The sequence below is a fragment of the Stenotrophomonas beteli genome, assembly GCF_001431665.1.
In the GTDB taxonomy this organism is placed as follows: Bacteria; Pseudomonadota; Gammaproteobacteria; order Xanthomonadales; family Xanthomonadaceae; genus Stenotrophomonas; species Stenotrophomonas beteli.
Genome location: NZ_LLXV01000055.1, coordinates 37,944 through 51,497, shown reverse-complemented (window position 1 = coordinate 51,497; position 13,554 = coordinate 37,944). Strand labels below are relative to the sequence as shown.

The following is a 13,554-nucleotide window of genomic DNA, read 5'->3' as shown; positions in this document are numbered from 1 at the left end:
ACCATGTTCAAGCTGATCATTGAAACAGCGGTGCGCCACCGCTGGCTGGTGGTGTTCATGGCCGCGCTGATCGCCGCGGTGGGCCTGTTCCAGCTGGGCAAGCTGCCGATCGACGCGGTGCCGGACATCACCAACCGCCAGGTGCAGATCAACACGGTGGCACCGGCGCTGACACCGGAGCAGATCGAGCGGCAGGTGACCTATCCGCTGGAAACCGCGCTGGCCGGCATTCCCGGCCTGACCACCACGCGTTCGCTGTCGCGCAATGGCTTCTCGCAGGTCACCGCGATCTTCACCGATGCCACCGACATCTACTTCGCCCGCCAGCAGGTGGCCGAGCGCATGCGCGAGGCGTCCGAAGACCTGCCCGACGGTGCATCGCCGATGCTGTCGCCGGTCACCACCGGGCTTGGCGAGGTGCTGATGTGGACGGTGGACTTCACCGCGTTCGACCCGGCCAAGCTGGCCAAGCCCGGTGAAGCGGGCTGGCAGGCCGGCGAGGTCTACCGCACGCCGGAAGGCAACCTGCTGCGTACGCCCGAAGAACGTGCGACCTACCTGCGCACCGTGCAGGACTGGATCATCGCGCCGCAGATGCGTTCCAGCCCGGGGCTGGCCGGCGTCGATACGGTTGGCGGCTACGTCAAGGAGTACGGCGTGCATCCGGACAGCGCCAAACTGGCCGCGCATGGCCTCGGCCTGGCCGACCTGGTCACTGCCCTGCAGCGTTCCAACGTGCAGGCCGGTGCCGGCTTCGTACAGCGTGCCGGCGAGGGCCTGGTGGTACGTGCAGACGGCCTGGCGCTGACCACCGACGACCTGGCACAGGCCCCGGTGGCGACCCGCAACGGCGTGGTGGTACGCGTAGCCGATGTGGCCACGGTGGAACTGAGCCGCGCGCCGCGGCTGGGTGCGGCCAGCCGCAACGGCCATGAAGCCGTGCTGGGCACCGCGCTGATGATTGCCGGTGGCAACAGCCGCACCGTGGCCCAGGCAGCGGCCGCGCGCCTGGAACAGGTAAACACGTCGCTGCCGGCCGACATCGTGGCGGCACCGGTGCTGGACCGCAGCGTGCTGGTCAATTCCACCATCAAGACCGTGGCCCGGAACCTCACCGAGGGCGCGCTGCTGGTGGTGGTGGTGCTGTTCCTGCTGCTGGGCAACCTGCGTGCGGCCACCATCACCGCGCTGGTGATTCCGCTGTCGTTCCTGTTCGCAGTGATCGGCATGAACCGCTTCGGCATCAGCGGCAACCTGATGAGCCTGGGTGCGCTGGACTTCGGCATCCTGGTGGACGGTGCGGTGATCGTGGTCGAGTCGACACTGCTGATGCTGGGCCAGCGCCGTGCCGAACTGGGCCGTGCGCTGACCGCGATGGAGCGCCTGCGCGTGGCCGCCGATTCAGCCATGAAGATGGCGCGACCGGCGGCGTTCGGACAGCTGATCATCCTGCTGGTGTTCGCGCCGATCCTCACGCTGGAGGGCGTGGAGGGCAAGACGTTCCACCCGATGGCGGCCACGTTCATGCTGGCCCTGGTCGGTGCCTTCCTGTTCTCCTTCACCTTCGTGCCGGCGATGGCCGCGCTGCTGGTCCGCGAGCCCAAGGTGAAGGACGGCGATGCACATGCGCACGACGGCGAGCACGAAACCAGGCTGATCCGCGTGCTGCGTGCGCGCATCGAACCGGTGGTGCGCAAGGCCGTGGCACATCCGCGCACGGTGCTGGCCGGTGCGGTGATGATGGTGGTGGTGGGCATCGGCGCGTTCTCGCTGCTGGGCCGCGAGTTCATGCCGACGCTGGACGAAGGCAACGTGGCGATGCAGGCCCTGCGCGTGCCGTCGACCTCGCTGGAGCAGTCGCTGGCGATGCAGCTGGCACTGGAAAAAGCGATCGCCAAGCAGCCGGAAGTGGAAACCGTTTTCTCGCGCACCGGTACCGCCGAGGCGGCGATCGACCCGATGCCGACCAACATTTCCGACAGCGTGATCGTGCTGAAACCGCGCAAGGACTGGCCCGATCCGACGCTGGCCAAGGACGCACTGGTGGCCCGCTTCGAAAAGCTGGCCGGGCAGCAGCTGGGCAACAGCTTCGAGTTCAGCCAGCCGATCGAGCTGCGCTTCAACGAACTGATTTCCGGCGTGCGTACCGACTTGGCCGTAATGATCTTCGGCGATGACTTCAGCCAGCTGCGGAAGGTGGCCGACCAGGTGGCGCTGAAGCTGCGTGCGGTGGATGGCGCGGCCGACGTGCGGGTGGAGCAGATCTCCGGCCTGCCCACGCTCAACGTGGCGATCGACCACGTGGCCGCGGCGCAGTACGGGCTGACCGCGGCGGACGTGAGCGATGCACTGTCCACTGGTATTGGCGGTACCGCGGCGGGCAAGATCTTCGAAGGCGACCGCCGCTTCGACGTGGTGGTGCGCCTGGACGATGCCTCACGCAACGATCCGGACCAGCTGGCCTCACTGCCGATCGCCACGCCGTCGGGGCTGGTGATTCCGCTGTCGTCGGTGGCCCGCATCACCGTGAGCGAAGGGCCGAACCAGATCAGCCGCAACAATGGCAGCCGCCGCGTGGTGGTGCAGGCCAACGTGCGCGGTCGCGACCTGGGCGGCTTCGTCGGCGAAGCGCAGGCCGCGGTGGCCGACGTGGCGCTGCCGCCGGGTGCCTACCTGACCTGGGGCGGTCAGTTCGAGAACCTGCAGCGCGCGGAGAAGCGGCTGGCGACGGTGGTACCCGTTGTGTTCCTGCTGATCGGCAGCCTGCTGTTCATGGCGCTGCGCAGCGGCAAGGAAGCCATTCTGGTATTCAGCTGCGTGCCGTTGGCACTGGTCGGCGGCATCCTTGCGCTGCTGCTGCGGGGCATGCCGTTCTCGGTGTCGGCGGCGGTCGGCTTCATCGCCGTCTCCGGCGTGGCGACCTTGAACGGCCTGGTGCTGATGCAGGCGATCCGCGAACGCCTGGATGCCGGTGACCTGCCGTTGCAGGCGGCGATCAATGGTGCCTCCAGCCGCATCCGCGCGGTGCTGACCACGGCGCTGGTAGCGATCGTCGGCTTCATTCCGATGGCGATTGCCAGCGGTTCCGGTGCGGAGGTGCAGAAGCCGCTGGCGACGGTGGTGATCGGTGGCCTGATCACCGCCACCGTGCTGACCCTGCTGGTGCTGCCGACCTTTGCGGCGCGGGTAGCCAAGCCGCGGGCGGTGGGGTGAGCTGAGAGGGGGTCGGAGCCCTTTCCGCGGGAAAGGGATCCGACCCCGTGACCGGGTCGGATGGCCGGCCAGCGGCCGGCACTACCCGGTAACGGTCAGGCCTTCTTGCGTTCGGCGATGTAGGCCTGGATCTGCTGTTCCAGCACCGGCAGCGGCACCGAGCCCTGCTTGAGCAGGGTGTCGTGGAAGCCCTTGATGTCGAACTTGTCGCCCAGCTCCTTCTCGGCCTGCGCACGCAGGCGCACGATGGCGATCTCGCCCAGCTTGTAGCTCAGCGCCTGGCCCGGCCAGGAAATGTAGCGGTCCACTTCGGTAGTCACTTCATGCTCGCTCAGCGCGGTGTGGTCGCGCAGGTAGGCCAGCGCCTGCTCGCGGCTCCAGCCCTTGCTGTGCACGCCGGTGTCGATCACCAGGCGCGCGGCACGCCACATTTCGTAGGTCAGGCGGCCGAAATCCTCGTACGGGGTTTCGTAGATGCCCATTTCCACGCCCAGCTTTTCGCAGTACAGCGCCCAGCCTTCGCCATAGGCGGAGATGTAGGCGTTGCGGCGGAACTCGGGCAGGTTTTTCTGCTCGGCGGCGATCGCGCCCTGCAGCGCATGGCCCGGATCGGATTCATGCAGGGTCAGCGCCGGCAGGTTGTACAGCGGGCGCGACGGCAGGTTGTAGGTGTTGAGCCAGTAGGTGCCCATGCCACCGCGGCCGGCGGTCCAGAACGGCGCGATATCCGGCGGCACCGGCACGATGGTGAAACGCGCGCGCGGCAGCGTCATGTACTTGCCCAGCTGGCCATCGGCGCGCTTGGAGATCCACGCGGCGCGTGACAGCAGCTCTTCCGGGGTCTTGGCGTAGAACTGCGGGTCGGTGCGCAGGAAGGCCAGGAACTCGGCAAAGCTGCCCTTGAACTTCACCTGCTTGATGATGTCGTTCATTTCCTTCTGGATGCGCGCGACCTCATCCAGGCCGATGCGGTGGATCTCGTCCGGCGACAGGTCCAGCGTGGTGTATTCGTGGATCTGCTGCTTGTAGTACGCCTTGCCATCGGGCATCGCTTCGGCGGCCAGGGTGGTACGCGCCTGCGGCACGTACTCGTTGACGAAGAAGGTGCGCAGCTGCTGGAACGCCGGCACCACCTTGCCGCTGATTGCTTCGCGCGCCTGCGCCTGCAACCTGGCCTGCTCGGCGGCCGGGATGCTGTTGGGCAGTTTCTTGAATGGCGCGTACAGCGGCGATTCGGTCGGGTCCTTCAGTTCGGCAACGGTGGCGATGGACACCTCGCGACCATCGAGCACCGCACGCGGCACGCTGAAGCCACGCTTCAGGCCGGCGCGCATGTTCTCGGTCTGCTGGCCGAAGTAGCGCGGCACATCATTCAGGCGTGCGATGTAGTTCTGGTAGTCCTGCGCGGTCTTCATCTCGCGCCGGGCCATGAAGGAGAGGTTGGACCAGAACGAGGAGTCGGCGTTGAACGGCATCTCGTAGCCGCGCAGGCGCGTCTCTTCGGCCAGGTTGAACACCTGGTCGTGGTAGATCGCATAGTTGACCTGGTTGTCGGGCGACAGGGTCTTCGGGTCGATCTTCTTCAGCGCGGCGAGGGTCTCGTCCCACACCTTCAGGCGTGCCTGCTGCGCGGCGGGGCCGATGTCGGGCATGCGGGTGGCATTGGCCGGGGCGTCTTCGTCCTCGCTGGCCTCGCCACCGCCCTGCTGGCGCCACTTCCATTCCTTCTCGTACAGCGCGCGGAAGGCGGCATCGGCGGGCGATTCAGTGGCCACGCTGGCCGGCGCGGCGGTGGCGGGCGGCGCGGCGGCCAGGGCCACGGTGGGGGCGGACAGGGCGAGCAGCAGGGCTACAGCAAGACGGGTTTTCACGAGCACAGGTTCCCGGGAAGGCAGAGCCCGATCATGGCACCCCCCATCGCCCGTGGCATGGGACGAAGGTCCTGCCTGCAGCGCCGGAGGCGCGTGGTAGAGCCGACTGTTAGTCGGCTGCTCTTCCGCCAGATGCGGCAAAGTCCGCGCTCCGCGCGAAAGTCGACTGACAGTCGTCGACGCTACCCACGGCAGGCAGGGCCGGGAGCCGGCCGCCGAACATGCAGTAGATCCACGTCATGCGTGGATGCGCCGCAGATCCGGACGGGGTGATCCGGACGGGGTCAGAGCCCTTTCCTGCGGAAAGGGATCCGACCCTGGGGCCTCAGTGGCTGGCCTTGTCGCGCTTCCAGCCGCGGTGCTTGATGTCCAGGTGCAGGCTGTACAGCGCGGTGAACGCCGGGAACAGGTTCTGCAGCACGCCCACCGAGTCCTGCTTGGCCGAGAACAGGAAGTAGCTCAGCGTCATCAGGCTGCCGAGCACGCTCATGTACCAGAACAGGCGCGGGATCACCGGCTTGCCGGCGCGCTTGGACGCGACGAACTGGACCAGCCAGCGGCCGCCGAACATCAGCGCGCCGGTATAGCCGATCAGCTTCCAGCCGGTCACGTGCAGGCCGGTCCAGTACAGCCAGGTCAGCGGCTGGTCCAGCCAATGCAGCTCCAGGTCCATCAACGCTCCTCCACCGCGGTGCGCTTGCTGCGGGTGATCAGCCAGGCCACGCCACGCAGGTCGCGGATGCCGACCAGCGCGCGGCCGAGGTTGTTGTACTTGGACACGCCAGCGGTACGGTGGCGGTGGTTGACCGGCACGCTGGTGGTCTTCCAGCCGGCGCGCTGCATCAGCGCAGGCAGGTAGCGGTGCATGTGGTCGAAGTACGGCAGGTCGAGGAACGCGCTGCGTTCGAACAGCTTGATGCCGCAGCCGGTATCGGGCGTATCGTCGCGCAGCATGCGTGCACGGATGGCGTTGGCCCATTTGCTGGCCCAGCGCTTGCTGCCGCTGTCCTGGCGGTTGACGCGCCAGCCGGCGAACAGCTTCACCTGCGCCTCGGCGGCGTCGCGTGCGGCGAGCAGCTTGGGAATATCGGCCGGATCGTTCTGGCCATCGCCGTCCAGGGTGGCGATCCACGGCGCGCGCGCGTGCTTGACGCCGGTGCGAACCGCGGTGCTCTGCCCGCTCTGGTTCACATGGTGCAGCACGCGCAGTTCCGGGGTGGTTGCCTTCAGCCCCTGCAGCACCGCCAGGGTGTCATCGCGCGAGTGATCGTCGATGTAGACGATCTCGAACGGCAGCCGGCCACGCAGCGCAGCAGTGATTTCGGCGACCAGCGGGGCGACATTGTCGCGCTCGTTGAATACCGGGACGACAACGGAAAGCTCGGGTTGGCTCATAAGGCACTCGGCCAAAGGGGGGACAAAGACCGCGCATTCTCCGAAACCGAGGTTATCCGAAGATGAACCCCGTGGCGTGAGGATCCGTCCTCAGGCGCGATCACCAAAATACTCGCGGCACCACTGCACGACGGGCGGCAGGCCCTGTTCGATCGGGGTCACCGCATCGAAGCCGAAAGCGTCATGTGCGCGCCGGGTATCGGCCATCGTGCGCACCATGTCGCCGGGCTGCATGGGCTTGTAGACCTTCTGCGCAGGACGGCCGGCAGCCTGCTCGATCACGCCGATGAAGCGCTCCAGCTCGACCGGCGTATGGTTGCCGAGGTTGAACACCCGGTGCGGCACCGGGCCGTCGGCCGGATGCGCGAGGGCGCCGAGGATACCGGCCACGATGTCGGAGACATGTGTGAAATCGCGCTGCATGCGGCCTTCGTTGAACACGTCGATCGGTCGCCCGGCCAGCACCGCGCGGGAGAACAGCAGCGGTGCCATGTCCGGACGGCCCCACGGGCCATACACGGTGAAGAAGCGCAGGCCGGTGGCATGCAGGCCGTACAGCTGCGCGTAGGTGTAGGCCATCAGCTCATTGGCGGCCTTGGTCGCGGCGTACAGCGAGCGCGGCTGGTCCACGCGCTGGTCCTCGGAGAACGGCGGCGTGGCCGAATCGCCGTAGACCGAACTGCTGGAGGCATACACCAGGTGCTGCACGCCACGGTGGCGGCACAGCTCGAGCATGTTGACGAAGCCCACCAGGTTGCTGTCGACGTAGGCGTGCGGGTTTTCCAGCGAGTAGCGCACGCCGGCCTGCGCGGCCAGGTGGATCACCGCGGTCGGTTTCACCTCGTCGAACAGCGCGGCCAGGCCGTCGCGGTCGGTCAGGTCCAGCGTGCGCAGGTCCAGCGCCGGGCACAGCGCGGCCACGCGGTCACGCTTGATCTGCGGGTCGTAGTAGTCGTTGAAGTTGTCCAGGCCGACCACGGCCTGGCCGGCCTCCAGCAGCGCGCGGGCGGTGTAGGCACCGATGAAGCCGGCAGCGCCGGTAAGCAGGATGGTCATCGCGGGTCTCGATCAAAGCACCCCGCTGCCATCGGCGTGGACGACGTCGCGGGGATGCGTCGGCCGGCGTGATGTGGCGCCGGGCTCAGCCCTGGCGCGTACGCAGCTTTTCCAGCACGCCGTCCAGGGTGTCCAGGTCGGTGTAGTGGATGATCAGCTTGCCCTTGCCGCCACGGCCGTGGTTGATCGCCACCTTGGCGCCGAGCGCTTCGGACAGCTCGGTTTCCAGCGAGGCGATGTCGGCCTGCTGCACCTTCGGCGTGGCCACCGGGCGGTTGCTCGGCACCTTGCCGGCGGCAAACGCCTGCGCGCGGCGCTCGACCTCGCGCACCGACCAGCCTTCATCGGCCGCTTCCTGTGCCAGCTTGCCGGCCAGCTCGGGGGCGAGGGTCAGCAGCGCACGGGCGTGGCCCATTTCCAGGCGGCGGGTTTCCAGCAGCAGGCGGATCGCCACCGGCAGCTCCAGCAGGCGCAGCAGGTTGGACACCGCCGCGCGCGAGCGGCCGACGGCCTCGGCGGCCTCGGCATGGGTCAGGGTGAATTCGCTGATCAGCCGCTGCAGCGCCTCGGCTTCTTCCAGCGGGTTGAGGTCTTCGCGCTGGATGTTCTCGATCAGCGCCATCGCGATGACGGTGCGGTCTTCCAGCTCGCGCACCACCACCGGCACTTCGTCCAGCCCGGCCAGCTGCGATGCGCGCCAGCGGCGTTCACCGGCGACGATTTCGTAGTTGCCCGCCGGCAGCTGGCGCACCAGGATCGGCTGGATCACGCCCTGCGACTTGATCGAGTCGGCCAGCTCGGACAGCTTGCCCTCGTCCATCTCGCGGCGCGGCTGGTACTTGCCCGGCTGCAGCTGGCCGACCGGCAACTTGCGCAGCACTTCACCCGGCAGCGGCTCGATCACCGCGGTGGTGGCCTGCACCTGGCTGACCGCGCCTTTCGGGCCCAGCAGCGCATCCAGGCCACGGCCGAGGCCTCGCTTCTTGGCTGCCGGCTTGCTGCTGGTCATCAGACGATCTCCACGGCCTTGCTGGCCTTGTTGCGTTCGTTGTTGCGGCGGATGATCTCGCCGGCCAGGCCCAGGTAGGCCACGCCACCGCGCGAGGCGCGGTCATAGCCAACGATGCTCTGGCCATGGCTGGGCGCCTCGGCCAGGCGCACGTTGCGCGGCACGATGGTGCGGAACACGCGGTCGCCGAAGTGCTCGGTGAGCTCGGCCGAGACCGCGTTGGCCAGGTTGTTGCGCACATCGAACATGGTGCGCAGCACGCCTTCGATCTCCAGCGCGGGGTTCAGGCTGGTGCGCAGCGCTTCGATGGTTTCCACCAGCGCGCTCAGGCCTTCCAGCGCGTAGTACTCGCACTGCATCGGCACGATCACCGAATCGGCGGCGGCCAGCGCGTTGAGCGTCAGCAGCGACAGCGCCGGCGGGCAGTCGATCAGGATGTAGTCGTACTCGTCGCGGATCGGTGCCAGCGCGCGCTTCAGCCGCTGCTCGCGCTCGCTCTGCGCCATCAGCTGGATCTCGGCGGCGGTCAGGTCGATGTTGCCGGGCAGCAGGTCGTAGCCTTCGGCCGTCTGCACGCGCACGTCGGCGGCGCTGTTCTCGCCCAGCAGCAGGTCACAGGTGGAGGCGGCCAGCTCGCGTTTGTCCACGCCACTGCCCATGGTCGCGTTGCCCTGCGAATCCAGGTCGACCAACAGCACGCGCTTGGGTGCGTTGGCCAGGGAAGCGGCCAGGTTGACGGCGGTCGTGGTCTTGCCGACGCCACCCTTCTGGTTGGCGATGGCGATGATGCGGGCCATGCGGGTGTGCCTCGTCGACGTGTGCTGGGACCGGTCATTATGCGTACAACCGGCCCCTTGCGGAAATCGTGGATCGCCAACCCGTTGTTGCACAAGGGGCTGGCGGCGGGAATCAGGGGCCTGTAACGGTGACCAGGTGGCGTTCGCCGGCCAGGCCGGGCACGCTCAGCGGGGTCACCTCACGCACCTGCCAGCCCGCCGGCAGGTCGGCGATCTCCTCATGCGGGTAGACGCCCTTCATGGCCAGCAACACGCCGCCGGGGCGCAGCAGGTGGCCACCGACGCGGACGATGCCGGCCAGGGTGTCCATCGCGCGCGCGGTCAGCTGGTCGTAGCGGCCGGCCTCGTCCAGCGCCTCGGCGCGCGACTCGGCCACGCGAGCGTTGCCCAGGCCGAGCTGGCGCACGGCTTCGCGCATGAAGCGCGCCTTCTTGCCGTTGCTCTCGACCAGGGTGACCTGCAGGCCCGGGCAGGCGATCGCCAGCGGGATGCCGGGCAACCCGGGGCCGGTGCCGAGGTCGGCCAGGCTGCCATCGGCCACGAACGGCTGCATCGCCAGCGAGTCGAGCAGGTGGCGGGTGACCATCTCCTGCGGGTCGCGGATGGCGGTGAGGTTGTAGGTGCCGTTCCAGCGGTGCAGCAGGGCCAGATAGCGCAGCAGCGGCGGCGCCAGCGCGGCGTCCAGGCCCATGCTGGCCAGGCCCTGTTCCAGCGTGGCGGCCACGCTGGCGGGAAGTGGGTGTTCGCTCATGCCGGCATTATCGCCGGTTTTGCACGCCGACTCCCCGCTTCAATGCGGATACCAGGCCAATGCCGCGCGGAACTGGCCGCTGGCCTGCCACTCGTGCAGGTGCCAGCGCGCGGCCTCGCCCAGTTCCGGGTCGCACCAGCGCAGATGCAGGGCGCCATCGGCCCCGGGCGCCAGCTGCAGGCGGTGCAGGCCGAACGAGATGCCCTGCCCATGCGCCTTCAGGATGGCCTCCTTGATGCACCACACGCGGAAGAACCAGTGCTCGCGGCCGGCCTCGTCCAGGCTTTCCAGCCAAGCCACCTCCTCGGGGTGGAAGAAGCGCTGCACGATCTCCAGCAGGCGGGCCCGCGGCCGCAGCAGCTCCAGGTCCACGCCCAGGCGGACGCCCTCGCCCAGGGCCACCAGCAGCACCTCGCCGCTGTGGCTCCAGCCGGTGCCGTAGTGGGCCAACGGGCCGCTCAGCTCCGGCCGGCCCTTGTCATCGCGGACCAGCGGCAGCGTCTCCGGGTCGGCGCCCAGCGCCTGCGCCAGCACCTGCCGCGCCTGCGGCTCGCCGCGCTGGCCGGGCACGTGCGGGCGCCGCCAGACCGTCACCGGGCCGAAGCGCCAGGGGCCGTCGAGGGTCGCTGGCAGGCTCATCCGCACGCGCCCATCACGCAATTGCACGACGGGTTCACGGCGGTGCGCGTCAACTGGTCACAGTTTCCCACCGGAGGTTCGATCATGGGCATCATCATCTGGCTGATCGTCGGCGGCATCGTAGGCTGGCTGGCCAGCATCATCATGAAGCGCGATGCCCAGCAGGGCATCATCCTCAACATCGTGGTCGGCATCGTCGGCGCGCTGATTTCCGGTTGGCTGTTCGGCGGCGGCATCAACGAAGCGATCACCCTCCGCACCTTCCTGTTCTCGCTGATCGGTGCGGTGATCCTGCTGGCGATCGTCAACCTGTTCACCCGCAAGAGCATACGGTGATCTGAGGGTAGTGCCGGCCGCTGGCCGCAGATGGTTCAGAACGGGCCCGGCAATCGTCGGGCCCTGTTCGTTCAACCGATCTGCACCCAGGCCGGCGCATGGTCGCTCGGGCGTTCCCAGGTGCGCGGTTCGCGGTCGATGCCCGAGGCCACCGCACTGCCCCTCAGCGCTTCGGAGACCAGGGTCAGGTCGATGCGCAGGCCCAGGTTGCGGCGGAAGCCGGCGGCGCGGTAATCCCACCAGCTGAAGGTGCCCGCCTCGTCGTTATGCAGGCGGAAGCCATCGTGCAGGCCCAGCTGCAGCAGCTTGTTCAATGCGCCACGCTCGGCGGTGGAGGTCAGGATGTGGTTGTCGTTCCAGACCTCCGGGTCGTGCACATCGCGCGCGTCCGGGGCGATGTTGAAGTCGCCCATCACGATCAGCTTCGGGTGCCGCTGCAGTTCTCCGGCGATCCAGGCATGCACCGCGTCCAGCCAGCGCAGCTTGTAGTCGTACTTGTCGGTGCCGATGTCCTGGCCGTTGACCACGTACAGGTTGATCACCCGCAGGTCGCCGAAGGTACCGGCGATGGCGCGTTTCTGCTCGTCCTCGAAGCCGGGAATGCCGATCTGCACGTCCTGCGCCGGCTCACGCGACAGCAGCGCCACGCCGTTGTAGGTCTTCTGGCCGGCGAACACGCTGCGGTAGCCCGCGGCGATCAGCGCCGAATCGGGGAACTTGTGGTCCTCCAGCTTGGTTTCCTGGATGCCGACGATGTCCGGGCTGAAGTCCTTGAGCCACTGCTCCAGGTGCGGCAGGCGGACATTGAGCGAATTGACGTTCCACGAGGCGATTTTCATGCGGGCATTCTACCCGGCCCTGCTTTGGTAGGCGCCAACCTTGGTTGGCGCGGGTCGGCCCCCGCGTGCCAACCAAGGTTGGCACCTACCAGAATCCGGTCCCGTCAGTAGAGCCACGCCATGCGTGGCTTCACCGCAGCAGCAATCTCAACAACCCCGCAATCTTCGAATACGGCGGCCGCAGCCGGTCGCTGGCGGCCCAGCGCGACTGCCACAGCACCGGCAGCCGCTTGCTCATCGCATCGAACCCGGCGCGGCCGTGGTACGCGCCCATGCCGCTGGCCCCTACCCCGCCAAACGGCAGGCCATCGGCGGCGAAGTGCAGCAGCGTGTCATTCACCGTCACGCCGCCGGCCACCACCCGGCCGAGGATGCGCTCCACCGTCGCCGTGTCGTGGCTGAAGGGGTACAGCGCCAGCGGCCGGTCACGGGACAGCACGTCGGCCAGCGCCGCCTCCAGGTCCGGATAGGCCCGCACCGGCAGGATCGGCCCGAAGATCTCCTCGCGCATCAGGTCCAGGTCGTCCGGTGGGTCCAGCACCACGGTCGGCACCAGCAGGCGCTCGCGGTCGGCGCGCACCTCATCCACCTGCGCCAACGGAATCACCGGCACCCCGCGTTGCCGCGCCTGTGCCAGATAGCCCTGCAGGCGCTGGTACTGGCCTTCATTGATGATGCGGGTGTAGTCGTCGGCATCGCTGAAGTCGCCATAGCGCTCGCGTACCTGCTGCTGCAGCGCCTGCACGAACTCGCGCTGGCGCACGGTGTCGATCAGCACGTAATCCGGCGCGATACAGGTCTGGCCCGCGTTGAACCACTTGCCGGTGGCCAGCCGCGCAGCGGCCTTTTCCAGCGGGAAATCGCGGCAGACGATGGCCGGCGACTTCCCGCCCAGTTCCAGCGTGACCGGCACCAGATGCTCGGCGGCGGCGGCCATCACCTTGCGGCCAACCGCCGTCGAGCCAGTGAACAGCAGGTGGTCCAGCGGCAGCGAGGACACCGCCGCGGCCACGTCCGCCCCACCCTGCACCACCGCCACCCGATCAGGCGGGAACACGCTGGCCAGCAGGTCGGCGAGGAACGCGCTGGTGCGCGGCGTGTGTTCGGAGGGCTTGAGCAGCACGTGGTTGCCGGCGGCAATCGCAGTGGCCAACGGCACGAGTGCCAGGGTGACCGGGTAGTTCCAGGGCGAGATCACCCCCACCACGCCCAGCGGCGTCGGCCGCAGCTGCGCGCGCGCCGGCCACAGCCGCCAGCCGGCCCCCACGCGTTGCGGCTTCGACCAGCGCCGCAGGTGGCGGCGCAGGTGGTCGATGGCCGACAGCACACTCATGCCATCGGCCAGCTTCGATTCAACGTGGGCGCGGTGGCCGAAGTCTTCGGCGATGGCCGTGGCCATTTCGTCCAGGCGTGGCTTCAGCGCTTCGCGCAGGCGGCGCAGGTCGGCTTCGCGCTGGTCCAGCGTGGGGCGCTGCGACTGCCAGGCGCTGCGCAGGGTGTGCAGGAGGGCGGGGAGTTCGGCCCGGGAGGTGGTGGTCATGGGCCGACTATACGGGGTGTGGCACGTCTCGATGGGGTCAGATCCCTTTCGCAAGCGAAAGGGATCTGACCCCAAAAACAGGGAAACAGAAAGGCCGCGGTCTGCACC

At 68.2% G+C, this 13,554-nt stretch carries 12 protein-coding genes; 2 read left to right on the top strand and 10 right to left on the bottom strand.

Annotation, left to right across the window (positions count from 1 at the left end; translation table 11 throughout):
• Positions 1-3 precede the first annotated feature (3 nt).
• Entirely contained in the window at positions 4-3,213 is a 3,210-nt protein-coding gene (locus ARC23_RS14215; protein ID WP_057497797.1) for an efflux RND transporter permease subunit, read from the top strand.
• Between the two features lie 95 nt (positions 3,214-3,308).
• Here ARC23_RS14215 and ARC23_RS14210 read toward each other — a convergent pair whose 3' ends face one another.
• The 8 genes from ARC23_RS14210 to ARC23_RS14175 all read right to left on the bottom strand — a co-directional run bounded on the left by ARC23_RS14210 (position 3,309) and on the right by ARC23_RS14175 (position 10,731).
• A complete protein-coding gene (locus ARC23_RS14210; protein WP_057497796.1) occupies positions 3,309-5,084 on the bottom strand; it encodes a DUF885 domain-containing protein in 1,776 nt (591 codons plus the stop codon).
• Positions 5,085-5,409: 325 nt separating this feature from the next.
• Complete coding sequence (locus ARC23_RS14205; protein WP_014648879.1) at positions 5,410-5,757, bottom strand: lipid-A-disaccharide synthase N-terminal domain-containing protein; 348 nt, start codon at positions 5,755-5,757, stop codon at positions 5,410-5,412.
• A complete protein-coding gene (locus tag ARC23_RS14200) occupies positions 5,757-6,479 on the bottom strand; it encodes a glycosyltransferase family 2 protein (protein WP_005420380.1) in 723 nt (240 codons plus the stop codon). Before ARC23_RS14200 ends, ARC23_RS14205 begins: the two co-directional genes overlap by 1 nt.
• A gap of 90 nt (positions 6,480-6,569) precedes the next feature.
• Entirely contained in the window at positions 6,570-7,535 is a 966-nt protein-coding gene (locus ARC23_RS14195; protein ID WP_057497795.1) for an NAD-dependent epimerase/dehydratase family protein, read from the bottom strand.
• 85 nt (positions 7,536-7,620) lie between these two features.
• Positions 7,621-8,544, bottom strand: a complete 924-nt coding sequence (locus tag ARC23_RS14190) for a ParB/RepB/Spo0J family partition protein (protein ID WP_005411652.1) — start codon at positions 8,542-8,544, stop codon at positions 7,621-7,623.
• Entirely contained in the window at positions 8,544-9,341 is a 798-nt protein-coding gene (locus ARC23_RS14185; RefSeq protein WP_057497794.1) for a ParA family protein, read from the bottom strand. The genes ARC23_RS14190 and ARC23_RS14185 overlap by 1 nt, the downstream gene beginning before the upstream one ends.
• 112 nt (positions 9,342-9,453) lie before the next feature.
• Positions 9,454-10,092, bottom strand: a complete 639-nt coding sequence (rsmG, locus tag ARC23_RS14180) for a 16S rRNA (guanine(527)-N(7))-methyltransferase RsmG (RefSeq protein WP_005420388.1) — start codon at positions 10,090-10,092, stop codon at positions 9,454-9,456.
• Between the two features lie 39 nt (positions 10,093-10,131).
• Positions 10,132-10,731: a 4'-phosphopantetheinyl transferase family protein gene (locus ARC23_RS14175; protein ID WP_057497793.1), complete on the bottom strand. Its 600-nt coding sequence runs from the start codon at positions 10,729-10,731 to the stop codon at positions 10,132-10,134.
• 84 nt (positions 10,732-10,815) lie between these two features.
• Between ARC23_RS14175 and ARC23_RS14170 the strand changes: the two genes are divergently transcribed.
• A complete protein-coding gene (locus ARC23_RS14170) occupies positions 10,816-11,067 on the top strand; it encodes a GlsB/YeaQ/YmgE family stress response membrane protein (RefSeq protein WP_014648887.1) in 252 nt (83 codons plus the stop codon).
• Positions 11,068-11,138: 71 nt separating this feature from the next.
• Here ARC23_RS14170 and xth read toward each other — a convergent pair whose 3' ends face one another.
• Both xth and ARC23_RS14160 read right to left on the bottom strand, forming a co-directional pair.
• Positions 11,139-11,906: an exodeoxyribonuclease III gene (gene xth / locus ARC23_RS14165; RefSeq protein ID WP_057497792.1), complete on the bottom strand. Its 768-nt coding sequence runs from the start codon at positions 11,904-11,906 to the stop codon at positions 11,139-11,141.
• 130 nt (positions 11,907-12,036) lie between these two features.
• Positions 12,037-13,446, bottom strand: a complete 1,410-nt coding sequence (locus ARC23_RS14160) for a coniferyl aldehyde dehydrogenase (RefSeq protein WP_057497791.1) — start codon at positions 13,444-13,446, stop codon at positions 12,037-12,039.
• Positions 13,447-13,554 lie beyond the last annotated feature (108 nt).